General features: G+C 71.0%; 24 protein-coding genes and 1 pseudogene. 9 read left to right on the forward strand and 16 right to left on the reverse strand.

Going from position 1 to position 26,198, the window contains the following annotated elements:
• Positions 1-17: 17 nt before the first annotated feature.
• Positions 18-1,730 (forward strand): cation acetate symporter, encoded by a 1,713-nt coding sequence (locus OG303_RS42060; RefSeq protein WP_405875166.1) that lies wholly within the window; start codon positions 18-20, stop codon positions 1,728-1,730.
• Entirely contained in the window at positions 1,727-2,938 is a 1,212-nt protein-coding gene (locus tag OG303_RS42065) for a sensor histidine kinase (RefSeq protein WP_405875167.1), read from the forward strand. The genes OG303_RS42060 and OG303_RS42065 overlap by 4 nt, the downstream gene beginning before the upstream one ends.
• A gap of 3 nt (positions 2,939-2,941) precedes the next feature.
• Here the strand turns inward: OG303_RS42065 and OG303_RS42070 are convergent, their stop codons facing one another.
• From OG303_RS42070 to OG303_RS42100, 7 genes are all read right to left on the reverse strand, one after another.
• Entirely contained in the window at positions 2,942-3,112 is a 171-nt protein-coding gene (locus tag OG303_RS42070) for a hypothetical protein (RefSeq protein WP_405875168.1), read from the reverse strand.
• Positions 3,113-3,126: 14 nt separating this feature from the next.
• The gene (locus OG303_RS42075; protein ID WP_405875169.1) at positions 3,127-4,971 is read right to left on the reverse strand and encodes a protein kinase domain-containing protein; all 1,845 of its coding nucleotides are present in this window, start codon (positions 4,969-4,971) and stop codon (positions 3,127-3,129) included.
• Positions 4,972-5,008: 37 nt separating this feature from the next.
• The gene (locus OG303_RS42080; protein WP_405875170.1) at positions 5,009-6,388 is read right to left on the reverse strand and encodes a DUF6777 domain-containing protein; all 1,380 of its coding nucleotides are present in this window, start codon (positions 6,386-6,388) and stop codon (positions 5,009-5,011) included.
• 67 nt (positions 6,389-6,455) lie between these two features.
• A complete protein-coding gene (locus OG303_RS42085; protein WP_405875171.1) occupies positions 6,456-7,406 on the reverse strand; it encodes a cytochrome c oxidase assembly protein in 951 nt (316 codons plus the stop codon).
• 125 nt (positions 7,407-7,531) lie between these two features.
• Positions 7,532-8,557, reverse strand: a complete 1,026-nt coding sequence (locus OG303_RS42090) for a 6-phosphofructokinase (RefSeq protein ID WP_405875172.1) — start codon at positions 8,555-8,557, stop codon at positions 7,532-7,534.
• Positions 8,558-8,747: 190 nt separating this feature from the next.
• Positions 8,748-9,476, reverse strand: coding sequence for a type 1 glutamine amidotransferase (locus OG303_RS42095; RefSeq protein ID WP_405875173.1), 729 nt, complete (start codon positions 9,474-9,476; stop codon positions 8,748-8,750).
• Between the two features lie 17 nt (positions 9,477-9,493).
• Positions 9,494-10,732: a MurT ligase domain-containing protein gene (locus OG303_RS42100; protein ID WP_405875174.1), complete on the reverse strand. Its 1,239-nt coding sequence runs from the start codon at positions 10,730-10,732 to the stop codon at positions 9,494-9,496.
• Positions 10,733-10,879: 147 nt separating this feature from the next.
• Here OG303_RS42100 and def point away from each other — a divergent pair, with 147 nt between their 5' ends.
• Positions 10,880-11,419, forward strand: a complete 540-nt coding sequence (gene def / locus OG303_RS42105; RefSeq protein ID WP_405875175.1) for a peptide deformylase — start codon at positions 10,880-10,882, stop codon at positions 11,417-11,419.
• Positions 11,420-11,456: 37 nt separating this feature from the next.
• Here def and OG303_RS42110 read toward each other — a convergent pair whose 3' ends face one another.
• Positions 11,457-12,101 carry a TetR family transcriptional regulator gene (locus OG303_RS42110; RefSeq protein ID WP_405875176.1) on the reverse strand — a complete coding sequence of 215 codons (645 nt, stop codon included), beginning with the start codon at positions 12,099-12,101 and terminating at the stop codon, positions 11,457-11,459.
• A 172-nt stretch (positions 12,102-12,273) separates the two neighbouring features.
• On the opposite strand from OG303_RS42110, the gene OG303_RS42115 reads away from it, so the two are divergent.
• The gene (locus OG303_RS42115; RefSeq protein ID WP_405875177.1) at positions 12,274-13,503 is read left to right on the forward strand and encodes an acyl-CoA dehydrogenase family protein; all 1,230 of its coding nucleotides are present in this window, start codon (positions 12,274-12,276) and stop codon (positions 13,501-13,503) included.
• Positions 13,504-13,612: 109 nt separating this feature from the next.
• Here the strand turns inward: OG303_RS42115 and OG303_RS42120 are convergent, their stop codons facing one another.
• From OG303_RS42120 to OG303_RS42130, 3 genes and pseudogenes are all read right to left on the reverse strand, one after another.
• Positions 13,613-14,134 (reverse strand): cupin domain-containing protein, encoded by a 522-nt coding sequence (locus OG303_RS42120; RefSeq protein WP_405875178.1) that lies wholly within the window; start codon positions 14,132-14,134, stop codon positions 13,613-13,615.
• Between the two features lie 7 nt (positions 14,135-14,141).
• Positions 14,142-15,356, reverse strand: a complete 1,215-nt coding sequence (locus tag OG303_RS42125) for a cytochrome P450 (protein WP_405875179.1) — start codon at positions 15,354-15,356, stop codon at positions 14,142-14,144.
• Positions 15,357-15,363: 7 nt separating this feature from the next.
• Positions 15,364-16,437, reverse strand: a pseudogene (locus OG303_RS42130) (type III polyketide synthase); the annotation flags it as partial.
• A 190-nt stretch (positions 16,438-16,627) separates the two neighbouring features.
• On the opposite strand from OG303_RS42130, the gene OG303_RS42135 reads away from it, so the two are divergent.
• Entirely contained in the window at positions 16,628-17,290 is a 663-nt protein-coding gene (locus OG303_RS42135; protein WP_405875180.1) for a transcriptional regulator, read from the forward strand.
• Positions 17,291-17,324: 34 nt separating this feature from the next.
• On the opposite strand, the gene OG303_RS42140 is transcribed toward OG303_RS42135, so the two are convergent.
• The 5 genes from OG303_RS42140 to OG303_RS42160 form a co-directional block, all read right to left on the reverse strand.
• Positions 17,325-17,561, reverse strand: a complete 237-nt coding sequence (locus OG303_RS42140; RefSeq protein WP_405875181.1) for a DUF6213 family protein — start codon at positions 17,559-17,561, stop codon at positions 17,325-17,327.
• Between the two features lie 25 nt (positions 17,562-17,586).
• Positions 17,587-18,981, reverse strand: a complete 1,395-nt coding sequence (locus tag OG303_RS42145; RefSeq protein WP_405875182.1) for an NADP-dependent succinic semialdehyde dehydrogenase — start codon at positions 18,979-18,981, stop codon at positions 17,587-17,589.
• A 76-nt stretch (positions 18,982-19,057) separates the two neighbouring features.
• Positions 19,058-19,525, reverse strand: a complete 468-nt coding sequence (locus OG303_RS42150; RefSeq protein ID WP_405875183.1) for an NUDIX domain-containing protein — start codon at positions 19,523-19,525, stop codon at positions 19,058-19,060.
• Complete coding sequence (locus OG303_RS42155) at positions 19,522-21,060, reverse strand: ATP-dependent DNA ligase (RefSeq protein WP_405875184.1); 1,539 nt, start codon at positions 21,058-21,060, stop codon at positions 19,522-19,524. The genes OG303_RS42150 and OG303_RS42155 overlap by 4 nt, the downstream gene beginning before the upstream one ends.
• A 127-nt stretch (positions 21,061-21,187) precedes the next feature.
• Entirely contained in the window at positions 21,188-22,120 is a 933-nt protein-coding gene (locus OG303_RS42160; RefSeq protein WP_405875185.1) for an NAD(P)/FAD-dependent oxidoreductase, read from the reverse strand.
• A gap of 64 nt (positions 22,121-22,184) precedes the next feature.
• On the opposite strand from OG303_RS42160, the gene OG303_RS42165 reads away from it, so the two are divergent.
• The 4 genes from OG303_RS42165 to OG303_RS42180 all read left to right on the forward strand — a co-directional run bounded on the left by OG303_RS42165 (position 22,185) and on the right by OG303_RS42180 (position 26,093).
• The gene (locus tag OG303_RS42165) at positions 22,185-22,760 is read left to right on the forward strand and encodes a helix-turn-helix domain-containing protein (RefSeq protein ID WP_405875186.1); all 576 of its coding nucleotides are present in this window, start codon (positions 22,185-22,187) and stop codon (positions 22,758-22,760) included.
• Positions 22,761-22,855: 95 nt separating this feature from the next.
• Positions 22,856-23,833, forward strand: a complete 978-nt coding sequence (locus OG303_RS42170) for an NADPH:quinone oxidoreductase family protein (RefSeq protein ID WP_405875187.1) — start codon at positions 22,856-22,858, stop codon at positions 23,831-23,833.
• Positions 23,830-25,011, forward strand: coding sequence for an acyl-CoA dehydrogenase family protein (locus OG303_RS42175; protein ID WP_405875188.1), 1,182 nt, complete (start codon positions 23,830-23,832; stop codon positions 25,009-25,011). The genes OG303_RS42170 and OG303_RS42175 overlap by 4 nt, the downstream gene beginning before the upstream one ends.
• Positions 25,008-26,093 carry an acyl-CoA dehydrogenase family protein gene (locus OG303_RS42180; protein ID WP_405875189.1) on the forward strand — a complete coding sequence of 362 codons (1,086 nt, stop codon included), beginning with the start codon at positions 25,008-25,010 and terminating at the stop codon, positions 26,091-26,093. Before OG303_RS42175 ends, OG303_RS42180 begins: the two co-directional genes overlap by 4 nt.
• Positions 26,094-26,198 lie beyond the last annotated feature (105 nt).

The following is a 26,198-nucleotide window of genomic DNA, read 5'->3' on the forward strand; positions in this document are numbered from 1 at the left end:
CCGAGCGATGAGGACCGATGAACTCCAGCTACGCCGTCCCCGCCGTCGCCCTCGTCGTCGTGGCGACCGTCCTGGTCGGCGCGTTCGGCCTGCGCATATCCCGCACCACCTCCGACTTCTACGTCGCCTCCCGCACCGTCGGCCCCCGCCTCAACGCGGCCGCCATCAGCGGCGAATACCTCTCCGCCGCCTCCTTCCTGGGCATAGCGGGCCTGGTCCTGGTCCAGGGCCCCGACATGCTCTGGTACCCGGTCGGCTACACCGCCGGCTATCTCGTCCTCCTCCTGTTCGTCGCCGCCCCGCTGCGCCGCTCCGGCGCCTACACACTGCCCGACTTCGCCGAGGCGAGGCTCTCCTCGCATGCGGTACGGCGGCTGGCCGGGGCGTTCGTCGTCGGGGTCGGCTGGCTGTACCTGCTGCCCCAACTCCAGGGCGCCGGGCTGACGTTGACGGTACTGACCGGCGCTCCCCAGTCGCTCGGCGGGATCATCGTGGCCTTCGTCGTGGTCGCGACGGTCGCCGCCGGCGGAATGCGCAGCATCACCTTCGTGCAGGCCTTCCAGTACTGGCTCAAGCTCACCGCCCTGCTCGTCCCCGCCCTCTTCCTGGTCCTCGCCTGGCAGGGCGACGGGGCGCCCAGCCACGCCTTCGAGGAACCGGCGACCTTCCGCGAGCAGCGCGTCGTACGCGTCGACGACAGCCTCGACCTCACCCTCGACCGCCCGCTGACCGTGACGGCGAGCGGCACCATCGACGGCCGTACGCATGACGACCGGAAAGTCCGACTCCCCGCCGGCACGCACCACATCGAGAGCGGCACCCGGCTGACCTTCGCCAAGGGCGCCCCCGTCCCCGCGGCCGACCGGGGCAGCAACGGCGGCATGTCGACCTCCCTGGCGGCGGGCCGCGAGGAACGTCCGCTGTACGCCACGTACGGGCTGATCCTCGCCACCTTCCTCGGCACGATGGGCCTGCCGCACGTCGTCGTGCGCTTCTACACCAGCCCGCACGGCGTCGCCGCCCGCCGCACCACGGTGGCCGTGCTCGGCCTGATCGGTGCGTTCTACCTGCTGCCGCCCCTCTACGGCGCCCTCGGCCGGCTCTACACCCCCGAACTCACGCTCACCGGCAACGCGGACGCCTCCGTCCTGCTGCTGCCCGACCGCATGATCGGCGGCCTCGGCGGCGACCTGCTCGGCGCGCTGGTGGCGGGCGGCGCCTTCGCCGCGTTCCTGTCCACGGCGTCCGGACTGACCATGGCCGTGGCCGGCGTGCTCACCCAGGACGTCCTGCCGACGCGCGGCGTACGGCACTTCAGGCTCGGGACGGTGCTCTCCATGGCCGTGCCCCTCGCCGCCAGTGTCATCGTGGGCGGGCTGCCGGTTGCCGACGCCGTGGGGCTGGCCTTCGCCGTCTCGGCCTCGTCCTTCTGCCCGCTGCTCGTCCTCGGCATCTGGTGGCGGCGGCTGACCCCGCCGGGCGCGGCCGCCGGGATGCTGATCGGGGGCGGCTCCGCGTTCCTGGCCGTGGCCGCCACCATGGCGGGCTTCCCGGGCTCCGGCCCGCTGCACGCCCTGCTCGCCTGGCCCGCCCTCTGGTCGGTGCCGCTGGGCTTCCTCACCATGGTGCTGGTGTCCCTGGCCACCCCGGGGCGGGTCCCGACCGGGACCGAGGCGATTCTGGCCCGGTTCCATCTGCCGGAGGATCTGAGGGCGGAGGTGAAGGCATGAGCGGCTTCCTCGCCGGGCTGTGCGTGGCCGTCCTGCCGCTGCTGGCCGCCGGCTTCTGGCTCGGCAGGCGCACGGCCCGCCCCGAGAGCCTCGGCGGCCTGGGCACCCCCGTCGAGCACGCCACCTTCGAGACCCTGCACACCGCCTCCCTCGCCGCGCCCCCGCTGCGTGCGGGCCTGACCGAGGAGACCGCGCGCAAGTCCGCCCGCAGACTGCGCACCCTCCTCGGCACGGACGCGCTGTGCCTCACGGACCAGAAGGACGTCCTGGTATGGGACGGCGTGGGCAGCCATCACCGCGCCGAGGTCATGGAACGCCTCGCCGGACCGCTGGAGACCGGCCGCGGTGAGGCCTTCCGTCTCAAGTGCGACACCCCGGACTGCCCGGTGCGCTGGGCGGTCGTCGCCCCGCTCACCGTCGACGACCGTGTGCACGGAACGCTCGTCGCGTGTGCGCCCCGCGAGTCCGCCGTCCTGGTCCGGGCCGCCGGGGAGGTCGCCCGCTGGGTCTCCGTCCAGTTGGAGTTGGCGGATCTCGACCAGTCCCGCACCCGGCTGATCGAGGCCGAGATCAAGGCACTTCGGGCCCAGATCTCCCCGCACTTCATCTTCAACTCGCTGGCGGTGATCGCCTCGTTCGTCCGCACCGACCCCGAGCGCGCCCGTGAACTCCTCCTGGAATTCGCCGACTTCACCCGCTACTCGTTCCGCAGGCACGGCGACTTCACCACCCTCGCCGACGAACTCCACGCCATCGACCACTACTTGGCGCTGGTGCGGGCACGCTTCGGCGACCGCCTCTCCGTCACCCTGCAGATCGCCCCCGAGGTGCTGCCGGTCGCCCTGCCCTTCCTGTGCCTGCAGCCGCTCGTCGAGAACGCCGTCAAGCACGGCCTGGAGGGCAAGGCGGGGGCAGGCAAGAGCCACATCAGCATCACCGCGCAGGACACCGGCGCCGAGGCGCTGGTCGTCATCGAGGACGACGGCGCGGGAATGGACCCCGTCCTGCTGCACCGCATCCTCGCCGGCGAGGTCAGCCCCTCGGGCGGCATCGGGCTGTCCAACGTCGACGACCGGCTCCGCCAGGTCTACGGCGACGACTACGGGCTCGTCATCGAGACCGCCGTGGGAGCGGGCATGAAGGTCACCGCCCGGCTGCCGAAGTACCAGCCGGGCGTGCACTCCGCCGGACGGATGACCGAGGAGTGAGCGTCACGAGCTGCGGGTGGCGACCATCCCGAGGGTGAGCAGGCCCAGCACCACCCACCCGAACCACAGCCAGCCGTTGGAACCGAGCGCCACCGTGTAGGCGGTCACCACGACCAGGCCGCCGACGGTGATCGCCCCCATTGCCTTCGTAGAACTGTCCGCAGAACCGGGCATCGCAACACCCTCCTTCAGGATTCGTCCCCCTCCATGGTGCCCCCGTTCTGCTTCCGGACGGTGCAGACGACGAAATGAGTGCCCGACTTCCAGGCACCCTGGCTGGTCCAGGAGCCGGAGGCGTACACCGACGGGTCGAAGCCGTAGTCGCGCGGCGGCACATCCTTCGCACACGCCCCGTCCGACTCCGTACGGGCCTCGGTCAGCGTGACGTCCTTGCCCAGCCGGGTGAAACCGAGCACCTGCTCGTCGTGCGGGCCGCTGCAGGACACCAGGCCGGCGGCGCGGTTGGAACGGGCCTGCAGGCAGTCCCGCCGCTGCATGTTCGCCGTGTCGGCGAAGGCCGAGCCGATCTTCCGGTGATCGCCCAGCGGCCCGTACACCGGCCCGTGCGCGCCCAGCACCAGACAGGCGGTGCGCCGTCCCGCGGCCTCGAAACCGGCCTCAGTCGGCACGACGGCGACACTGCGCACGTCCGCCAGCCGCTCCCGGATCTCCTGCGTCCGCTCCTCGCACCGGGCCGGCCCCAGCCGGCGCGCCGCGTCCGCGGACGCGGCGGTCACGAACGCCATCACCTGCCCGTCCGGAGCCGTGTCCCGGCAGGTGGGGTCCGGCGTCAGCCGGGGCACACCCTGGAAACGGGCCGAGCCCGGCCAGTCGGCGAGCACGCACTCCCCGTCCTTGAGCGGCGCGGCCAGCCCGACAGCCGAGCCGTACGGTGACGCCTCGCCGCCCCCGGTCGTGTCGTCACGATTCGCCATGGCGTACCAGACGCCCCCCAGCGCCAGCACCAGACCGAGACAGGCGGCGAGGGCGGCACGCAGGGCCCGCGGGAGCTCACGGCGGCGGTGGGCGGGCCCGGCGGACACGACGACGGGCCCGAAGCCGTCCGGCCCGGGCCGGGGCCCCGGCGGCGGAGGAGCCGGCGCCACGCCGGCCCAGGGCGGCTGCGAACCGAGGTCGGTCTGCGTGCGGGCGTACGCCTCGGCCTGCGGCGTGACGATCCGCGACAGCGCCGCCTCCGCCTCCGTCGCGGACGGCCGCCGCCCCGGATCCTTCACCAGCAGCGCCTGCAGTACGGGGCCCAGCGCGCCGGCGCGCACGGCCGGACGCGGCTCCTCCATGACCACCGCGGTGACCTCGGCGAGGTTCGACTCGCGCTCGAAGGGACCCCGGCCCTCGACGCCGTGGTACAGCGTGCAGCCCAGTGAGAACAGGTCGGCGGCCGCGGTCGGCGGCCCGCCCGTGGCCCGCTCCGGCGCCAGATAGCCCGAGGTCCCCACCAGCACGGACGCCATCGTGTACCGGGTCTCGCCGCCCTCGGGCCGTACCGAGATGCCGTAGTCGGTCAGCAGCACCCGGCCGTACGGCGCCCCGGTGCGGTCCGGCGCGAGCAGGATGTTCGCCGGTTTCACGTCCCGGTGCATGACGCCCCGCTCGTGCCCGGCGGTCAGCGCGTCGAGCACGGCGAGCCCGAGGCGGGCGCACTCCGCGGGCGCGAGCGGGCCGCGCGTGTCGACCAGCTCCTTCAGGTCCACGGCGCCCGCCACGTACTCCATGACGATCCACGGCAGCCCCTCGTGCTCCAGCACGTCGTGCACCGTCACCACGTGCGGATGGCCGCGCAGCCCCGCCGCGTACCGGGCCTCCGCGCGGGCGCGGGCGACCCGGGCCTCCCGCTCGTCGTCGGCCGGGTCCAGGTCCCGGAACACGATCTCCTTGAGCGCGACCTCGCAGGCGAGTCTCTGGTCGTGGGCGAGCCACACATGGCCCATGCCGCCGCTGCCGAGCTGGTGCAGCAGCAGATAACGGCCGGCGATGACCCGGCCCACTCCCGACGTCGATGATCCTGAATGCATCCGGTGACTCCCGGGTTCTGCGGATTCTGCGAGGGCGCTATGTGATCGCGGTCGAGGCCGACCCGGAGGTCGCGGGCTCACTTGTGGCGGGCGCGCTGCTCGCCGGCTCGCCGGTGGCCGGAGCGCTCGTCGTCCCGGGCGGCGGGGCGCTCGTGGTGACCGGGTCGCTGGGCGGGGGCGCGCTGCTCGTCACCGGGTCGCTGGGCGGCGGCGCGCTGCTGGTGACCGGGTCGCTGGTCGGCGGTGACGCGGTCGTGGGCGGCGGCGAGCCGGGGGGCGCATTCGACGAGGGCGGCTTGGAACTGGGCGGCGCGCTCGACGGGGGTACGGAGGACGACGACCCGGACCCGCCGCTCGACGGCGAGGACGGTGACGAAGGCGAGGTCGGCGACGAAGGCGGTGCGGTCGACGGTTCGGAGGTCGTGGGCGCCGGGGGAGTGGTCGACCCGCCCGACGTCCCCCCGGCCACGCTCAGCGTCACGTACTGCCCGAACCGCAGCTCGGTCCCCGCCGGTGGGTCCGAGGCCGTGACCCGCGCGTCGTCGGGCGGCCGCGCCTTCCCGTCGTAGCCGACCGCCAGCCCCTTGTCGGCCAGCCGCCTGCTCGCGTCCCCGAACGTCATTCCTGCGAGGGCGGGCACCGCACGCTGCTTGCGCGTGTTGAAGGTCTTGTCCTGGGCGCCCGTCGTGCCGACCGGCCGGTCGATGCCCCGGCTCGAATCATCTACGTCGACCAGTGCGAGCCGCTCCATTTTCCGGCTCGCCGGCCGCACGGCGACCACGGAAGAACGTTCGTATCCCCGCCACTTCTTGTTGCCGTCCTTGAACTTGACCGAAATCCGGTTCGTGTCACCCGTGAAGGGACGGAGTGGATTTCCGCACGAACACTTCACAGCCGGAAGTCCCTGTTCGTCGACGAGAACGGCGATTCCCGCCTGGAGCAAGGAGTTGTAGGGGACGGCTTTTCCCTTCTTGTAGTCGTGGTTCTGCACGAGGGTGTCGTGACGCAGGAGAACAGGAGTCAGCCGGTCCAGATATTCCGGAATCTCGGCCGTGCCGATGTCAAAGGCGGTCGCCCACGCCTGTGCCTTCTGCCGGTTCGCGGGGTCCGTGAGGAATGCCTTGAGCTGCTTGACGTCGCAGATGGTCGGCTTCCTCGTGCCCCCGTACAGCCCAGGTGTGTCCCCTTGCTGCAGACTCCCGTGCACGGCCTGCGGCCTGACCACGGCGTCATGGCCCAGCCCGCTGCCCTCGTCGAAGAAAGGTGCGAGAGAAGGAACTCCCGCAGCCACCGCCTTCACGACTTGCAGTGGCGTACTTCGATCACACCCACTGAGCACCAGAACGAAAACGAGCAGGACGGCGATCCTGTGAATCACCGATTTCCCGGCCCCTTGCATAAATGCGCGAAGTGTCATCACCGCTCCCCCCGGCGGTTCCCCCAATGCACTTCATGCTACTGAATGCTTCCGAAGGGCGAAGCCTTCAACGCCCGCGTGCGTTCAATGAGGCCAAATAGGCGTTGTATGCCTGGAGTTCCTTGTCGCCGTCACGGTCGGCGGCCCGGTCCTGGCGCTTGGCCTGCCGCTGCTCGGAGCCGTACCACTGGAACAGCAGGGCGAGCAGCACCAGCACGGACGGCACCTCACTGAACGCCCACGCGATGCCGCCGGCCGCGGTCTGGTCGGAGAGCGCGTCGATGCCGAGCGAGGCGGGCGGGTTCTTGAACGTCTGCACCATCGGCGTCGACGCCATCATCAGCGCGATGCCGAAGAACGCGTGGAACGGCATGCCCGCGAACAGCTCCAGCATCCGCATCAGATAACCCGGGCGCTGCGGACCGGGATCCACGCCGATGATCGGCCAGAAGAAGACCACGCCCACGGCGAGGAAGTGCACCATCATCGCGATGTGCCCGGCCTTCGACCCCATCAGGAAGTCGAACAGCGGCGTGAAGTACAGCCCGTACAGGCTCGCGATGAACAGCGGGATGGTGAACGCCGGGTGCGTGATGATCCGCATGTACCGGCTGTGCAGCAGCATCAGCAGCAGTTCGCGCGGACCCTTGCGGCCCTTGCCGGCGGTCGGTAGCGCGCGCAGGGCGAGCGTGACGGGGGCGCCCAGCAGGATCAGGATCGGCGACAGCATGCTGATGATCATGTGCTGCACCATGTGCACGCTGAACATGACCATGCCGTAGTCATTCAGCTTGGTGCACATCACGAGCCCGATGGTCAGGACACCGAGGACGAACGACACCGTCCGCGCCGCCGACCACTTGTCACCGCGCCGCCGCAGCCGTACGACGCCGTACGCGTACAACGCGAGCCCCACCAGGCAGGCCACGAGGAAGAACGGGTCCGCCGACCACTGAAGACCCCGCCCCAGCGTGAACGGCGGCAGATCCATGGTCATGCCGTGCCCGCTGTGATCCATCCAACGGCTCCTGATTCGTGGGGGTTGTGCAAGTCTGTCCGCCACACAGACTAGAACCGCCCCCGGCCGCTGCTGCGACCGGGGGCGGATTCCTCAGTTTCGTACGACGTTCCCTACGACCTGATCTAGAGGACGCATTCGGCCTCGTCGTAGCGCTCCTCGGGAACCGTCTTCAGCGTCTCCACGGCTTCCGCGAGCGACACCATCACGATGTCCGTGCCCCGGAGCGCCGTCATCTTCCCGAACTCCCCGCGGTGCACGGCCTCCACCGCGTGCCACCCGAAGCGGGTGGCGAGCACCCGGTCGTACGCGGTCGGCGTCCCGCCGCGCTGGACGTGCCCGAGGATCACCGGCCGGGCTTCCTTCCCGAGCCGCTCCTCCAGCTCGATGGACAGCTGACGGGCGATCCCGGCGAAGCGCTCGTGGCCGTAGATGTCCTTGCCGCCCTCGTCGAACTCCATGGAACCGGCCTTCGGCTTGGCGCCCTCGGCCGCGACGACGATCGCGAACCGCTTGCCCGCCTCGAACCGCTCGCCGACCTTCGCGGCCAACTCCTCGATGTCGAAGGGCCGTTCCGGTACGACGATGGCGTGGGCGCCGGCCGCCATGCCGGAGTGCAGCGCGATCCAGCCGGTGTGGCGGCCCATGACCTCCACGACCAGGACGCGCTGGTGGGACTCGGCGGTGGTCTTCAGCCGGTCCAGGGCCTCGGTTGCGACACCGACGGCCGTGTCGAAGCCGAAGGTGACGTCCGTGACGGCGATGTCGTTGTCGATGGTCTTCGGTACGCCGACGATCGGCAGCCCGCTGTCGTACATCAGCCGGGCCGCCTTGAGCGTGCCCTCACCGCCGATGGGGATGATCGCGTCGAGGCCGAGCTCCTCGACATGGCCCTTGGCCCGCTCCACACCGTCGCGCAGATGCGAGGGCTGGACCCGGGAGGAGCCGAGGATCGTGCCGCCGCGGGCCAGGATGCCGCCCACCGCGTCGAGGTCGAGCTTGAGGTAGTCGCACTCCAGGAGGCCTTTCCAGCCGTCCCGGAAGCCGATGACCTCGTCGCCGTGGTCCACGACGGCGCGGTGCACGACGGACCGGATGACGGCGTTCAGGCCGGGGCAGTCGCCGCCGGACGTGAGGACACCAATGCGCATAGCCCGAAAGAACCTTCTCAACGTGGACCGGGACCGGACCACGTTGTCCGGTATGAACCCCGCCACCCTAGCGGCAGAAGGGGGCGGGGCAGCACCTTGCGTCCGCCTGCTGGACGGCCCCGCTCAGGTGGGCGCGCACCCCGTCAGACGGGCTGGTGGAACCAACCTGGAGTTCAGGTGAACAACCAGGTCAGGCAGGCTGCTGAGCAGACGCGATGCGCTCGTTGCGCAATGCCTCGTACCAGCGGTCGTCGGTCGGCGGCAGCGCGTTCACGTCCAGCGCCAGCTTCAGCAGCAGGTCGGCGATCTGCGGATTGCGCGCGAGCACGGGGCCGTGCATGTACGTACCGAAGACCGTGTCGTTGTACGCGCCCTCCGTACCGTCGCCCGTGCCGTTGCCGTTGCCCAGGCGGACGTTGGCGAAGGGGCGGGCGGTGGGGCCGAGGTGGGTGACGCCCTGGTGGTTCTCGAAGCCGGTCAGCGGGGGCAGACCGAGGCGCGGGTCGATGTCGGCGAGGACGTCACCGACGCACCGCGCGCCCTCGCCGCGCGCCGAGACCACGTCGAGCAGACCGAGGCCCGGTTCGCGCTGGCCGAGGTCGTTGATGAACTCGTGGCCGAGGATCTGGTAGCCGGCGCAGACCGAGAAGACGATCGCGCCGTTCTCGACGGCCCGGTGCAGATGGCCGTCCCGGCGCAGCCGCTCGGCCGCGAGCCGCTGCGGACGGTCCTCGCCGCCACCGATCAGGTAGATGTCGCCGGAGGTCGGGATCGGCTGGTCGCTGCGCACGTCCAGGCGGGCCACGTCGAGGCCGCGCTGCCGGGCCCGGCGCTCGACGACCAGGACGTTGCCCTGGTCGCCGTACGTGCTGAGCAGGTCGGGGTAGATCCAGACGACCCGCAGGCTGTTGTCGCTCACAAAAGTCCCCTGAGTTGTCAGTTGCCGACGCGGCGGCGCAGGTCCTGGAAGGCGGTGTAGTTGGCGATGACCTCGATCCGGCCCGGCGGGCTCATCTGCACCGCCTGGTCGAGGTCCTCGCAGACCTGGAAGTGCTGGTTCGCGACCTCGAGACGCACCGCGAGGTCCAGCTTCCGGTCGCCGATCACGCAGATCGGGTGGCCAGTCAGTCGCGTGTAGTCGACGTCCCACAGCCAGGAGGTGTCGGTGCCGTCGGCGCCGCGCGCGTTCACCGAGAGGATCACCGGCGTGGGCGGAGGATCGATCAGGCTGAACGTTTCGAGCCAGCCCGCCGGGTTCTTGGCGAGCAGGAGCCGGAGGTCGCGCTGGGCGAACTGGACCACGTCGTAGCGTCCGGCGACGGCCTGCACCTGGTACATGCGTTCCAGGGCGACCTGCGGCGGCACGCCGAAGACGGCGGCCACGGCGGCGGAGCTGGCGGCGTTCGCCTTGTTGGCGCGGCCGGGCAGCTGGAGGTGGATGGGCCAGGCGGATCCGTGTGGATCCAGCACGTGGTCACCGGACAGCGCCCAGCTGGGCGTCGGCCGACGGAAGCCGCACTCACCGCAGAACCAGTCGTCCCCCGGCCGCTGCATCACGCCACCGCACGACGGGCAGGACCAGGCGTCGTCCTTCCACATCTGCCCGGCGGCGACCCAGATCACATTGGGGGAGGACGACGCGGCCCACACCACCAGCGGGTCGTCGGCGTTGGCCACGATGACGGCCTTCGAGCCCGCGAGCCCCTCGCGCCAGTTCTCCGCGAGCATGCGGGTCTCGGCGGCGCGGTCGAGCTGGTCGCGGGAGAGGTTCAGCAGGGCGATGCACTTCGGGTCGGTGTCCCGGGCGACGCCGGCCAGGTACTTCTCGTCGACCTCGATGACGCCGAACCGGGCGTCCGAGCTGCCGGCCAGGGCCGAGGTGATGCCGGCGGGCATGTTGGCGCCGAGCGCGTTGGAGACGACCGGGCCGGCGGCGCGCAGGGCCTCCGCGATCAGCCGGGTGGTCGTGGTCTTGCCGTTGGTCGCCGAGACCAGGGTGACGTCAAGGTGCTGGGCGAGCCGCGCGAGGAGGTCCGGGTCGAGCTTGAGTGCCACCCGGCCACCGATCACCGAACCGCTCCCGCGCCCCGCGGCGCGCGATGCCGCCGCGACCGCCTTGCCCGCGGTCACGGCCAGCTTGGCCCGCGGCGTGAGCGGGTCCGAGTTGCCTGCCATGAGTTCTCGATCCTCCTTGCGTACGCGCCGCGCCTCTGCCTGACGGCAACGTGGTGTGGACCTCAGCCTATCGAGATCTGTTCACGCTCCCGAACCGCGGCCCGGCTGCGGGCGGGCGTGAGCCGACCGGACCGTACTCTTGCCGCCATGCGACACGTCTCCATCCCGGGTGCCCGCGGGCGCGTCCGGCCCCTCACGCTGCTCGGGGACCCGGTCCTGCACCAAGAATGCGGCGAAGTCACCGATTTCGGCCCCCAACTGGCGGCCCTGGTGGAGGACTTGTTCGCCACGATGTACGCGGCCCAGGGGGTGGGCCTGGCAGCGAACCAAGTCGGTGAATCTTTGCGCGTGTTCGTGTACGACTGCCCGGACGACGAGGATGTCCGGCACTTGGGGCACCTCGTGAACCCGCGGCTCGTCGAGGCCGACGGCGTGGTGATCCGCGGCCCCGAGGGCTGTCTGTCCCTGCCGGGTCTGGAGGCGGGGACGGAGCGGTACGACCACGCGGTCGTCGAGGGCTTCACGGTGACCGGAGAGCCGGTGACGGTGCATGGAACGGGGTTCTTCGCCCGGTGTTTGCAGCATGAGTGCGACCACCTCGAAGGCAGTGTGTACGCGGACAGACTGAGGGGCCGGCGCCACCGCCGCCTGATGCGACAGGTGGCGCGAGCTTCCTGGCGCCGGTGAGCGCAGGTCTTCAGGGGCGCGAGGGACCGCGCACCGGTCAGAACCCCGGACCGCCCACCTTGTCCCCCGCCGCGGCGAGCCGCCCCCACAGCAGGTCGGCCAGACTCCGCACCAACTCCGCCCGCGAACAGGGCCGTTCCCCCAGCCACCAGTCCCCGGCGGCATGCATCATGCCGACTATCCCGTGCCCCCACACCCGGGCCAGCTGCTGACCTCCCGGGCCGAGATCCAGCCGGTCCTCGATGACCTGCGCCAACTCCTCGCCCATGCGCCTCAGCAGCGGAATCGCATGCTTGCCGACGTCGAAGCCCTGGTCGCCCGACGGGCTGCCCTCGGCGGGATGCATGAGGAACCGGTACACCTGCGGACGCGCCTCGATCGCCGCGAGGTAGGTGTCGAGCGTGGCCTCGACCCGTTCCCGCCGGTCCGCCGGGGCGTCGAGCGCCGCCCGGAGCGAGTTCAGCAGGGCGTCGGTGTGCCGCTTCGCCAAGGCCGCGTAAAGTCCGCTCTTGTCGCCGAAGTGGCGGTACAGGATCGGCTTCGTGATGCCGGCCTCCGCGGCGATGGCGTTCATCGAGGCCTGTGGGCCGTCGCGCAGCACCACTCTGTCGGCGGCCTCCAGCAGCTCGCGCCGACGTCGGTCGGCGGACCGCTGTTGCTCGGTCCGCTGCGTGGTGTCCATGAGCTCTCCCCACCCGTGCTTATTCGGTGACGCCTGCGCAAACTAACACTCAACATGCCCTCTGCATCGAACGGGCTGCCGACCCGTCATCAGGAGTTGACTTTTCCTACCCGTGGGTAACAAACTAGGGTTACCGTTAGTAACAGGGAAGTGCGCCGCCGCTGGAGGGGACATGACCGAGTTCACCATGGAGCTCAACGACGAACAGAGGGAGGTCAGGGACTGGCTGCACGGCTTCGCCGCAGACGTCATCCGCCCCGCGGCCGCCGAATGGGACGAGCGTGAGGAGACTCCCTGGCCGGTCATCCAGGAGGCCGCGAAGGTAGGCATCTACTCCCTCGACTTCTACGCCCAGCAGTACTTCGACCCCACCGGTCTCGGTATACCGATGGCCATGGAGGAGCTGTTCTGGGGCGACGCGGGCATCGCCCTGTCGATCGTAGGCACCGGTCTGGCCGCCGTGGGCGTTCTCGCCAACGGAAGTGAGGAACAGATCGGCACCTGGATTCCCCAGATGTACGGCGACGCCAACGATGTCAAGGTCGCCGCCTTCTGCTCCTCCGAGCCCGACGCCGGTTCCGACGTGGCCTCCATGCGCACGCGTGCCGTGTACGACGAGGCCAAGGACGAGTGGGTGATCAACGGCACGAAGACCTGGGCGACCAACGGCGGCATCGCCAACGTCCACGTTGTCGTGGCCGTCGTCGACCCGGAGCTGGGCTCCAAGGGCCACGCGTCCTTCATCATTCCGCCGAACACGCCGGGCCTGTCCCAGGGGCAGAAGTTCAAGAAGCACGGCATCCGCGCCTCGCACACCGCCGAGGTCGTCCTGGAGAACGTCCGCGTTCCCAGTTCCTGCCTCCTCGGGGGCAAGGAGAAGCTGGACCAGCGTCTGGCGCGTGCCCGCGAGCGGGCGAAGGCCGGCGGCGGCGAGCGGGTCAAGAACGCGGCGATGGCCACCTTCGAGGCTTCGCGGCCGGCCGTGGGTGCCATGGCCGTGGGCACCGCGCGGGCCGCGTACGAGGTGGCCCTCGACTACGCGAAGACCCGCGAGCAGTTCGGGCGTCCGATCATCGACAACCAGGGTGTCGCCTTCCAGCTCGCGGACATGCGCACGGCCATCGACGCCGCTCGTCTGCTGGTCTGGCGCGCCTCGTGGATGGCGGTCAACGGCAAGCAGTTCACCGCCGCCGAGGGCTCGATGTCGAAGCTGTTCGCCAGCGAGACCGCCAAGAAGGTCACCGCGCAGGCCGTGCAGATACTTGGCGGCAACGGCTACACGCGGGAGTACCCGGTGGAGCGTATGCACCGTGACGCTGCGATCTACACCATCTTTGAGGGTACGAGCGAGATTCAGCGGCTGGTGATAGCGCGGACCCTGTCGGGGATGCCGATTCGGTAGCGCCGTGGGGGTTCCGTGTGACTCGGTCCGCAGGTTGTTCGTGGCTGGTCGCGCCCGCGCGGCGGAGCCGCAAATCGATACAGCCCCGCGCCCTTTGGGGGCGCCAGGCTCACCGGTGCTTCAAAGGCGTCAGTTGTTCGATGTCGTAGCGGCGGCGTAGTTCTTCGATCGCCTCGTGGTCCGGCGGTCCGCCCGCCCCCAGGATCTCCAGCAGCTCCTCGAAGTAGCGCTCGTGGTCCGGGGGCGGGGAAGCCTGGAAGAACATCCTCGCGGGGGTGTCCGTCGGGTTGGCGAACGCGTGTGGGCAGCCCGGTGGGACGACGATGACCGTGCCCGGTGTCGCCCGGACCACCCGGTTGCCCGAACTCGACTGCCACTTCTGCCAGTTGTCGGCGGTGCGGATGCGGGGCTCGAAGGCGAGAACGTCCAGTTCGCCTTCGAGCACGTAGAACAACTCCTCGCTGCGCGTGTGCACATGGGCGCCGACGTCGAAGCCGGGCGGTACCTCCACCTCGAACGTGGACGCCGTGCGCGAGTGCGTGCCGGTGACCTTGAACGTCACGCGCTGGGCCGGGGTCTGGACGACCCGGCCGTGGCCCGGCGGTACCAGCAGGCCCTCCGTCGCCGTCACCGGCCGCTCACCACGTGACCGGCAGGGCTTCGGGACCGCGGATCAACGCGCCCTTCCTGAAGGGCACTTGGTCGGGCGGTACGGCAAGCTTCAGGCCCGGCACCCGGTCCAGCAGCGCGTCGACGAGCAGTTCGGACTCCAGCCGGGCCAGCATGCCGCCCGGGCAGTAGTGCGGGCCGAAGCCGAAGGACACATGCGGGTTCGGGGCGCGGCTGAAGTCGATCGCCTCCGGGTCCGGGAAGACGTCCGGGTCGCGGTTCGCGGCCAGGTACGACACATAGATGGGGTCGCCCGCCCGGATCCGCACGCCTTGGATGTCCACGTCCTGCGTCGCGATGCGCGACAGGCCGACCGCGTTGCGGTGCGGGATGTAGCGCAGCAGTTCGTCGATGGCCCTGGGGCGGATCTCCGGCTCGGCGCGCAGCCGTTCGGCCAGGTCCGGGCGGGTCAGCAGCAGATAGAACATCTGGCCGCTGTTGTTCGTGACCGCCTCGCCGCCGATCTGGAGGAGCACCGCGAGACCGACGGCCTCCTGCAGGGTGATCTCGCCGCGGCCGACGGCGGCGCCGAGCAGGGACGTGACGTCCTCGCCTGAGCTGCCCTCCCTGAGCCCGATCAGGTCGGAGAAGTAGGCGGCCATCTCCTTGTTGGCCTTCTCGCTGACCTTCGCGCCGTGCGAGGAGGACAGGATCAGCTGGGTCCAGGTGTGCATGCCGTGCCGGTCGGCGGCCGGGACGCCCATCAGCTCGCAGATCACCGCGATGGGGAAGGGGGTGAGCACGGTCGCGGTGAGGTCCGTCGGCGGGCCGTCCTGCAGCATCTCGTCGACCAGTTCGTCCAGCATCCGCCGCGACCGCTCGCGCACCCGCTCCACGCCCTTCGCCGTGAAGGCGGCCGCCACCGAGCGGCGCAGCCGGGTGTGGTCCGGCGGGTCCAGGAAGCCGACCGCGCCCCGCTGCGGGATGAAGTGCGGGGCGAGCCGGGTGACCGGCTGGTCCATGACCGCCTCGCGGCTGAAGCGGGGGTCGTTGGTCACCATGCGTACGTCGTCGTAGCGCGTGACCAGCCAGGCCCAGCCCTCGCCGTTGGGCAACTGGATGCGGGTGACGGGGCCTTCGCGCATCAGCTCGGTCAGCACCGGGTCGAAGTCGATGCCGGTCAGGTCGAGGGCCGGCCAGTGCCGGACCGGGGGAAGGGTCTCGGTGAGCGTTTCTTCAGTCATGCCGTCCTCATGCCGTCAGTTCGGCCGGGCTGTGCCAGCGGCCCAGGGCCATTTCCGCGGTGATGCCGGGACCGAACCCGGCGAGCAGCCCGCGCGCCCGGTGCTGGGCGCCGCCCTCGTCGAACAGCCGGCGCAGCGCGTCGAGGACGACGGCGCTGGCGATGTTGCCGTACTCGGTGAGCGTGGCCCGGCTGAACCGGAAGGCGTGCGGGTCGACCTGCAGGAACTTGCTGAGGTCGTCGAGGATGCGCGGGCCGCCCGCGTGGATGATGTAGAAATCCAGGTCGGCGGCGTCCCAGCCGTGCAGCCCGGCCAGTTCCTGCAGCGCCGGGGCCAGCGGCTCCATCGTGCCCGGCACCCGCTTGTCCAGCAGGAAGTGGAAGCCGGTCGCGCGGACGTCGTACATGATCCACTCTTCGGTCTTGGGGATCAGGTAGGAGCCGTTGCGCTCCAGCTCGATGCCCTCGCCGCCCCGGCCGCGCACCACCGCGGCGGCGATCCCGTCGCCGAACAGGCCGTTGGACAGCAGGGATCCGACGCCCAGGTCGGTGGGCTGGTAGCACAGCGAGCAGAACTCGCAGGCCACGATCAGCACGTTGGCCTCGGGGTAGGCCGAGCAGAAGTCGTGCGCCCGGTTGATCGCCGCACCGCCGGCCGCGCAGCCCAGCTGGGCGATGGGTATCTGGCGGGTGGTGCTGTCGAAGTCCATCTCGTTGATCAGCCAGGCCGTGAGCGAGGGCATCATGAAGCCCGTGCACGACACGTAGATGATCACGTCGATGTCGGCGGTGAGGAGCTGGGCGTCGTCGAGCGCCCGCTGGACGACGGCGGGCACCCGGGCCTTCGCCTCGGCCTGGTAGACCTTGTTGCGCTCCTCGAAACCGGGGTGCTTCAGGGTCTCTTCGATCGGCTGCACGATGTGCCGGGTGAGTACGCCCGTGTTCTCGATCAGCCGGAGGGCCAGCGGCAGTTGGGGATGGTCGGCGTGGTGGGAGCGCGCCAGCTCCAGCGTCTCCTCCATCGTGATCACGTGCTCTGGGACGGACACCGAGGGTCTGCACAAAGTCGCCATGAACCGCGCCTGCTTTCGCCGTCCGGAAGGCTTTCGGCCCCCCGGTCAGAAAGTGGTTCACCTCTGGGGGTGGTGAATCCACGATCACCCGACGGAGCGACGATCTCGCGTCGGACTACTCCATTTCAGGGACCCCGTGCCAGGGTCGAAGGCGGGAGCCCGGCATCCGGACCCACGATCCGAACCCACGGAGGACGCGATGACGCGTACGGCGGCGGAACTGGTCGAGACGACCACGGCAAAGCTCGCCCCGGACCCGCAGGCCAACCCCCTCGTGCCCCTGATCGCCCGGGGCGAGGCCTCCCGCGACACACTCGCGACGCTGGCTCTGGAACAGCACTGGGTGATCCCGGCGGACCGCCGCGCGTTCCTGCATCTGGCGCAACGCGCGAAGGAGGAGCCGGAGGCCGCCGCCTTCTTCGAGACGCTCGCCGAGGGCGAGGCGCTGGCGGGGCCGAAGCTGGAGGCGTTCGCCGCGGCGTGCGGCGTCGACGCGCCGCGGACGGAGGCCTACGAGCCGCTGCCGGGCTGCCAGGCCTACCCCGCATACGTGGCCTGGCTGGCCCTCAACGCCTCCCCGACGGACACCGTCCTGGCGATCACCGCCAACTTCTCGGCGTGGGGAGGCTATTGCGAGCGGATCGCCCGGGCCCTGCGCGCCCACTACGGCTTCAAGGACGAGGCCTGCGCCTTCTTCGACTTCTTCGCCAAACCGGCCCCCGAGCTGGACCGGAAGGCGACGGCAGCGATCCAGGCGGGCCTGGACACGGGGTTCCTGAACGAGGAACTCGCGCACGGATACGGCCGCTTGCTGCAGAACTACGAGGCGATGTTCTGGGCGACGCTGGGACAGCTCGCCTGATCGCGATCCCTACGGCGCACCCCTGCTGCTGTCCCTACGGTGCGCCCCCGCTGCTGTGCGCGATGCACGCCACATCGATGCGATCGGCCAGCTTCGCCAGCTCGATCGTCAACGCCGCCACCGTGTCCTCGTCGAGCCCGCCCTCCCCGGCCTCGACCAGGTGCAGCCACCTTCCGCCGACCGTCCGCAACAGCTTGCTCACGTCGGACGCAGCCACCTGCAAGGTACCGCGGTCATCGACGATCAGAGGGAGAGTCACTTCGCGGTTCACAACCGGGATGTTAGTCGCGCAGCGCTCACGCACCGTGCCAAACCGTCGTGATGTTGCAGAACTCGCGGATTCCGTGCCCGGACAGCTCACGCCCGTACCCGGACCGCTTGACCCCGCCGAACGGGAACGCCGGATGGGAGGCGGTCATGCCGTTGAAGAACACGCCACCGGCCTCCAGATCCCGTACGAACCGGTCGACCTCCGCCTCGTCCCGCGTCCACACGTTCGAACTCAGGCCGAACGGTGAGTCGTTGGCGATGAGCACGGCCTCGTCGAGACCGGACGCGCGGTACAGCGTGGCGACGGGCCCGAAGGCCTCCTCGCGGTGGATCCGCATCTCGCGCGTGATGTCGGCGAGAACAGTCGGCGGGTAGTACCACCCGGGCAGCTCGGGCCGGCGGAGCCGATGGCCGCCGCACAGCACCGTCGCCCCGCTGCGCGTGGCGTCGTCCACCAGCTCCTCCAGGTCGTCCCGCCCCTGCTCGCTGGACAGCGGCCCGACGTCCGTCTCCTCCTCCATCGGGTCGCCGACCTTCAGCGCCTTCATCCCCGCCACGAACCGTTCGGCGAAGGCGTCGTAGACGTCGGTGTGCACGATGAAGCGCTTGGCGGCGATGCACGACTGCCCGTTGTTCTGCACACGCGCGGTGACCGCGATCTGTGCCGCCCGGTCGATGTCGGCGGACGGCATGACGATGTACGGGTCGCTGCCGCCCAGCTCCAGCACCGTCTTCTTGACCATGTCCCCGGCGGTGGACGCGACCGCCCGCCCGGCGGGTTCACTGCCCGTGAGGGTGGCCGCCTTGACGCGTTCGTCGCGCAGGATCTCGTCGACGGCGCCGGAGCCGACCAGCAGGGTCTGGAAGCAGCCCTCCGGGTAGCCCGCCTGGTGGAACAGGTCCTCCAGGAAGAGGGCGGTCTGCGGGACGTTCGAGGCGTGCTTGAGCAGGCCCACATTGCCCGCCATCAGCGCGGGCGCCGCGAACCGGACGACCTGCCAGAGCGGGAAGTTCCACGGCATCACCGCGAGCACGGGGCCGAGCGGCCGGTAACGGACCAGGACGCGGGAGCCGCCCGAGTCCTTCACGTCGAACTCCGCGGGCTCCTCGTCGGCGAGCAGTTCCTCGGCGTGGTCGGCGTACCAGCGCATCGCCTTCGCGCACTTGGCGGCCTCGGCGCGGGCCTGCTTGATGGGCTTGCCCATCTCGGTGGTCATGACCCGGCCGATGTCCTGCTCCATCCCGGCGAGCAGGTCGGCGGCCCGGTTCAGCAGGCGGGCGCGCTCGGCGAACGACGTCGTCCGGTACGTCCGGAACGTGGCCTCGGCGAGCTGGAGCCGGCGCTCGAGCTCCTCCTCGCCCATGGCCTCGTACGTCTTGAGCGTCTCGCCGTTCGCCGGGTTCACCGTCGCGATGGGCATGGCTGACCTCCTGATGGCGGCTCTGTGCTACGACCTTCCCGCGCGCGGCGGGCGACCGCAACGCGTGTGCGTCTGCTCAGGGCGAGTGTTCGGCCAGCCGGTCGAGAAACGCGGCCTGTGCCTTGACGATCACGTCCCGGGCGCGATCGAGGCCGAACCACTCGACGCGGTCCAGTTCGGGGAACTCCTGGGTCCGGCCGGACCTCGGCGGCCACTCCATCCGGAACGTGCCGGGGGTGATCGTCGCGGGGTCGAGGCCGGCCTCGATCGCCCAGGCCGTGACGGTCTTGCCGCCCGTCTGCCGGATCTCGCCGAGCGGTACGGCCTCGCCGTCGGGCGGCGGCAGACCGAGTTCCTCCTGGAACTCACGCCGGGCGGCGTCCCAAGCGGTCTCCTCCGTGGGCTCGTACTCGCCCTTCGGGACGGTCCACGCCCCGGCGTCGCGCTTGGCGAAGAAGGGGCCGCCCATGTGGCCCAGCAATACTTCAAGGCCGCTGTCCGTGTGCCGGTACAACAGCAGGCCGGCACTCCGCTTCCCGGTCACGGGTGCACCTCCGGGTGGGCCGCGAGCAGGGTCTCGACCGTGTCCGCCTCCTCGGGGCGCTTGTCCTCGCGGTAGCGGACCACGCGGGCGAAGCGGAGGGTGACGCCAGCCGGGTAGCGGGTGGACTTCTGCAGGCCGTCGTAGGCGATCTCGACGACGAGTTCGGGGCGTACGGTCACCACGTGGCCGTTGCTGTCCACGGCCAGCTCCTGGAGGCGCTCCGTCTGCCAGGTGAGCATCGCGTCGGTCATGCCCTTGAAGGTCTTGCCGAGCATCGCGAAGCCACCGTCCGCCGTGCGAGCGCCCAGGTGGAGGTTGGAGAGTTTGCCGGTGCGGCGGCCGTGGCCCCATTCGGCGGCCAGGACGACGAGGTCCAGCGTGTGCACGGGCTTGACCTTCAGCCAGGACGCGCCGCGGCGGCCCGCGCTGTAGGCGGCGTCGAGCCCCTTGACGACGACCCCCTCGTGGCCGCGCTCCAGGGTCTTCGCGAGGAAGGCCTCGGCCTCGCTCACGTCCTCGGGCCCGGCCACCAGCGTGCGCCGCACCCGCATCGGCTCGGGGACCAGCCGGGCCAGCTCCGCGTGCCGTTCGGCGAAGGGCAGGTCGAGCAGGTCGCGGTCGTCGACGGAGAGGGCGTCGAAGAAGACGGGGGAGACGGGCACCGTCTCGGCGGCACTCGCCACGTCCACGCGCGAGCCGACCCGCCCGGCCGTCTCCTGGAAGGACCGGGGCCGTCCGTCCTCGCCGAAGGAGATCACCTCGCCGTCCAGGATGAATCGCCTCCCCTTCAACTCCAGTGCGGCGGCGGTGAGTTCGGGCAGGCGGTCGGTGATGTCGTCGAGGGTGCGGGTGTAGATCCGTACGGTGTCGCCGTCCCGGTGGATCTGGACGCGGATACCGTCCAGCTTCTCCTCGACCGCGCAGGCGCCGAGCTTGTCGACCGCCTCGGCCACCGAGGAGGCGCTGTGCGCGAGCATCGGCAGGACCGGACGGCCGACGGTGAGCCGGAAGCGGTCCAGGGCCGCCGGGCCGTCCGCGAGCAGCGCCTGCGCGACCGTCTGCAGGGAGCCCGCGAGCATCACCGCCCGGCGCACGTCCACGGGCGGCGCCTGAGTCGCCTGCGCCAGGCCCTCGACGGCGACGGCGTCCAGGGCGCCCTGCCGCACCTCGCCGGTGAGCAGCCCGAACAGGAACCGCTGCTCTTCCTCCGTCGCCGCACCCATCAATTCCCCGACGAGCCGGGCCCGTTCGGCCTGGGAGCCGGCGCCCGCGACCTTGCCCAGTTCGCTGAGGAGGGCGTCCACCTCGCGCACGGTGAGCGTGGGTTCGTTGGCCGGGGCGACCGGGTGGCTCAGTACCTTCCAGCCGACGCCGAGGCGTCCCTGCGGCAGCCGTCCCGCCAGATACGGGATCACGATCGGCACGTCGTCCGCCTCGGCGTCCCGGAACAGCTCGGCGAGCAGAGCGATCTTCCGGGACCGCGCCGAGGTGGCGGCGACCTCCTGGGACACATGGGCCAGCCGGGCAAGCAGCATGCAGCCATGGTGCATCGCGCTCCGCTGGTATACACCCGGACGAACGGGTCGTCTGTCGTCTGCGGGTCCGTTGTGGCTGGTCGCGCCCACGCGGCGGGAGCCGCATATCGATACGGCCCCGCACCCCTCAAGTTGCTGCGTCGAGGTCGGCCATCAGCAGCTCCCCGTTGATCGTGGCGCCCGCGCGGTAGCCGCCGGCCGCCGCGTTCACGACCTGCTCGGCGAAGCCCATCGCGTTGCCCACCGCCCAGACGCCGGGCACGGTCGTCAGGCCCGTCGGGTCGACCACGGGATACGAGCCGAACGGCGTCTCGGTCAGCTCGGCGCCGAGCCGCCGCAGCAGATCCGTCTGCGGGACGGCCCGGGGCGCGGTGAACACGATCTCGCGCGCATGCGTCGAGCCGTCCGTCAGGCGTACGCCGGTGAGCCGGTCGTCCTCCACCACCAGCTCCGCGACCTCGCCGGGCACCACCTTCACACCGGCCGCCGCGAGCCTGCGCAGATCGTCGTCCGACAGCTCCTTCTCGGCGACCGCGTGCAGGAAGAACGTCACGTCCTTCGACCACTGGGACACGATCAGCGCCTGGTGCACGCTCATCGGGGTGGTGGCGAGCACGCCGAAGGCCCGGTCGCGCACCTCCCAGCCGTGGCAGTACGGGCAGTGCAGCACATCGCGGCCGAAGCGCTCCGCGACACCGGGTACGGCCGGGAGCTCGTCCTTGAGACCGGTGGCGATCACCAGGCGACGGGCGTGGACGGTGCGTCCGCTCCCGAGGGCCACCGTGAAGTCCTCGCCCGCGGTGACGTCCACCGCCCGGTCCCGGACCAGCTCGACGCCGTACCGGGCGATCTCCTCGCGGCCGATCGCCAGGAACTCGGCCGGTGACATGCCGTCCCGGGACAGATAGCCCTGCATATGGGCGGCGGGCGCGTTGCGCGGCTCGCCCGCGTCGACGACCAGAGTGTGGCGCCGGGCCCGGCCCAGGACGAGTGCCGCGGACAGACCTGCCGCGCCGCCGCCGATCACGATCACTTCGTATGTCTCGGTTGTCTCGGTCATGCCGCCACGGTCACTCCAGGGCGCGGGATTGACAAACTTCGTTGCCGATTCTGCAATACGACTCATGACTACCGATGACGTGCTGGCGGAGGTCGGGCCCCGGCTGCGGCGGATCCGGAAGGACCGGGAGGTGACGCTCGCGGCCCTGTCCGAGTCGACCGGGATCTCCGTGAGCACCCTGTCCCGGCTGGAGTCGGGGCTGCGCAAACCCAGCCTGGAGCTGCTGCTGCCGATCGCGCAGGCCCACCAGGTGCCGCTGGACGAGCTGGTCGGGGCGCCCCCGGTGGGAGATCCGAGGGTGGCCCGGGGCAAGCCGCTCGTCCGGCACGGGCGCACGTTCTGGCCGCTCACCCGGCAGCCGGGCGGCCTCCAGGCCTTCAAGGTGCTGGTGCCGCAGGCCGACGAGGAGCCCGAACCGCGTATCCATGAGGGCTACGAGTGGTTGTACGTGCTGTCCGGACGGCTGCGGGTGGTGCTGGGCGAGCACGACGTGGTGCTCGCGGCCGGGGAGGCGGCCGAGTTCGACACGCGGGTGCCGCACTGGTTCGGGTCGACCGGGGAGGGGCCGGCGGAGTTCCTGAGTCTGTTCGGGCCGCAGGGGGAGCGGATGCACGTACGGGCGAAGCCCCGGCAGTCGTGACGCACGCTACTGTTCCCTCCCGGGCAAGCGACCGCTTAGTATGCGAGGGACCCCGGTCAGACGACGTAGTCGACGCAGTCCCGTGGAGGCACCGCATGCAGGCATGGCAAGTGCACGAACTCGGCGAGCCGAGCGAGGTGATGCGGCTCGAGGAGGTGGAGCGGCCCACGCCCGGCGAGGGCCAGGTGCTGCTGAAGGTGCGTGCCGCGAACATCAACTTCCCGGACGTGCTGATGTGCCGGGGCCACTACCAGGTGCGCCCGCCGCTGCCGTTCACGCCCGGCGTGGAGATCTGTGGCGAGACCGAGGACGGCCGCCGGGTGCTGGCCAACCCCGCGCTGCCGTACGGCGGTTTGGCCGAGTACGCCGTCGCGGACGCCGCCGGCCTGCTGCCCGCTCCCGACTCGCTGGACGACGCCGAGGCCGCCGCCCTGCACATCGGCTACCAGACGGGCTGGTTCGGACTGCACCGTCGCGCCCACCTGGAAGCCGGCGAGACGCTGCTCGTCCACGCTGCCGCTGGAGGGGTCGGCAGCGCGGCCGTGCAGCTCGGCAAGGCGGCCGGCGCCACGGTCATCGGCGTCGTGGGAGGCGCCGAAAAGGCCGCCGTCGCCCGGGAGTTGGGCTGTGACGTCGTCATCGACCGGCGCGCCGAGGACGTCATCGCCGCCGTCAAGGAGGCGACCGGCGGCCGGGGCGCCGACGTGATCTACGACCCGGTCGGCGGCGAGGCCTACACGCAGTCCACCAAGGTCGTCGCCTTCGAGGGGCGGATCGTGGTGGTCGGCTTCGCGAGCGGGACGATCCCCAGCCCGGGGCTCAACCACGCGCTGGTGAAGAACTACTCGATCCTCGGCCTGCACTGGGGCCTGTACAACACCAAGAACCCGAAGCTGATCCAGCACTGCCACGAGCAGCTCACCGAGCTGTCGGCACGGGGCGCCATCAAGCCGCTGGTCAGCGAGCGCGTACCGCTGGCCGGGGCCGCGGCCGCCGTGCAGCGGGTCGGCGACGGGGTGACGACGGGCCGGGTCGCCGTAGTGCCGTCGCTGGAGAGCGGAGCCGCCCGATGACCGACGCAGCCGAACTGGGCCGCCGCACAGCCGAGTTGCTGGCCGCGCACCCGCCCGCCACCACCAACCGCCTGGACTTCCTCAAGGCTCGCTTCGACGCGGGACTGTCCTGGGTGCATTACCCGGAGGGCCTCGGAGGGCTCGGTGCCCCGCGCTCCCTCCAGGCCGTCGTGGACGCCGAGTTGGAGGCCGCGGGCGCCCCGGACAACGACTCCCGCCGCAACGGCATCGGCCTCGGCATGGCCGCGCCGACCATCCTGAAGTACGGCACCGAGGAGCAGAAGCAGCGCTATCTGCGGCCGCTGTGGGTGGGGGAGGAAGTCTGGTGCCAGCTGTTCAGCGAGCCGGGTGCCGGCTCCGACCTGGCCGCGCTCGGCACCCGCGCCGTCCGGGAGGGCGACCACTGGGTGGTCAACGGGCAGAAGGTGTGGACGTCCGGCGCGCACAACTCCCGCTGGGCCATCCTCATCGCCCGCACCGACCCGGACGTGCCCAAGCACGCCGGCATCACGTACTTCATCTGCGACATGACCGACCCGGGTGTCGAGGTCCGTCCGCTGCGGCAGATCACCGGTGAGGCCGAGTTCAACGAGGTGTTCCTCACCGACGTCCGTATCCCCGACTCCCGCCGCCTGGGCGAGATCGGCGACGGCTGGCGGGTCGCGCAGACCACGCTGAACAACGAACGCGTCGCCATCGGCGGCATGCGGCTGCCCCGCGAGGGCGGCATGATCGGCCCGGTCGCCAAGACCTGGCGCGAGCGACCGGAGTTGCGCACCCACGACCTGCACCAGCGGCTGGTCAAGCTCTGGGTCGACGCCGAGGTCGCCCGGCTCACCGGCGAACGCCTGCGTCAGCAGCTCACCGTCGGCCAGCCCGGCCCCGAGGGCGCAGGCATGAAGCTCGCGTTCGCCCGCCTCAACCAGGAGATCAGCGGGCTGGAGGTCGAACTCCTCGGCGAGGAAGGCCTGTTGTACGACGACTGGACCATGCGCCGCCCCGAACTGGTGGACTTCACCGGCCGCGAGGCCGGCTACCGCTACCTCCGCTCGAAGGGCAACAGCATCGAGGGCGGGACCAGCGAGGTCCTGCTGAACATCGTCGCCGAGCGCGTCCTGGGCCTGCCCGCCGAGCCGCGCACCGACAAGGACGTCGCCTGGAAGGACCTGGCCCGATGACCGACCTGCTGTACTCGGAGGAGGAAGAGGCGCTGCGCGCCGCCGTCCGGGACCTGCTCGCCGACCACTGCGACGCCCCCGGTGTCATCGCGCGCACCGAGTCCGACGCCCCGCACGACCTCGCGGCCTGGAAGGCCCTGGCGGACGGCATGGGCCTGGCCGGCCTGCTGGTGCCCGAGGAGAAGGGCGGCCAGGGCGCCACGCATCGCGAAGTCGCCGTCGTCCTGGAGGAGTTGGGGCGGGCGGTCGCTCCCGTGCCGTACCTGACGAGTGCCGTCGTCGCCACCGAGGCGCTGCTGGCCTGCGGCGACGCCGACGACCTGCTCGCCGAGCTGGCGTCGGGGCGCAAGATCGGCGCGCTCGCCGTCGCACTGAACGTCGCTCCGGGCGGCGCCTTCAAGACCGTACGAGTCGAAAAGGGCACCCTGCACGGCGAGTTGACCGCCATCGCGGACGCCGCGGCGGCCGACGTGCTGCTGGTGCCGGCCGAGGACGGCGGGCTGTACGCCGTCGACGCGGACGCCGTGACCGTCACCCCGCAAACCGCCTTCGACCTCACCCGGCCCCTCGCGACCGTCACCCTCGACGGGGCGGCGGCTCGCCGGCTCGGTGCGGCCGAGCCCGCCGTACGACGGGCCCTGCGGGCCGGTGCCGGGCTGCTCGCCTCGGAGCAACTCGGCCTCGCCGAGTGGACGTTGACCGAGACCGTGCGCTACCTCAAGGAGCGCAACCAGTTCAACCGGCCCGTCGGCGGCTTCCAGGCGCTCAAGCACCGCCTCGCCCAGCTGTGGCTGGAGGTCGTCAGCCTCCGCGCGGCCGCCCGCAACGCGGCCGACGCGCTCGCGACCGGAGAGTCCGACGAGGAGGTGGCCGTGGCGGTCACCGTCGCCCAGGCGTACGCGGCGCCGGTCGCCGTCCGCGCCGCCGAGGAGGCGCTGCAACTGCACGCCGGTATCGGTATGACCTGGGAACATCCCATCCATCTCTACCTGAAGCGGGCCAAGGCCGACTCGATCGCCTACGGCACGACCGGCGCCCACCGTGCCGCCGTGGCCGAACTCGTCGACCTGCAGGCCCCCTGACCGTCACCTGGTGAAGCCCGCCCCACCTGGGGCGGGCTTTTCCGTGCGGCTGCGCGGAAGGAGTGAACAAGCAGCGGCAGTCCGGCCAACTCCTGGCATGTACAG

Source organism: Streptomyces sp. NBC_00005 (assembly GCF_045160215.1).
GTDB lineage: Bacteria > Actinomycetota > Actinomycetes > Streptomycetales > Streptomycetaceae > Streptomyces.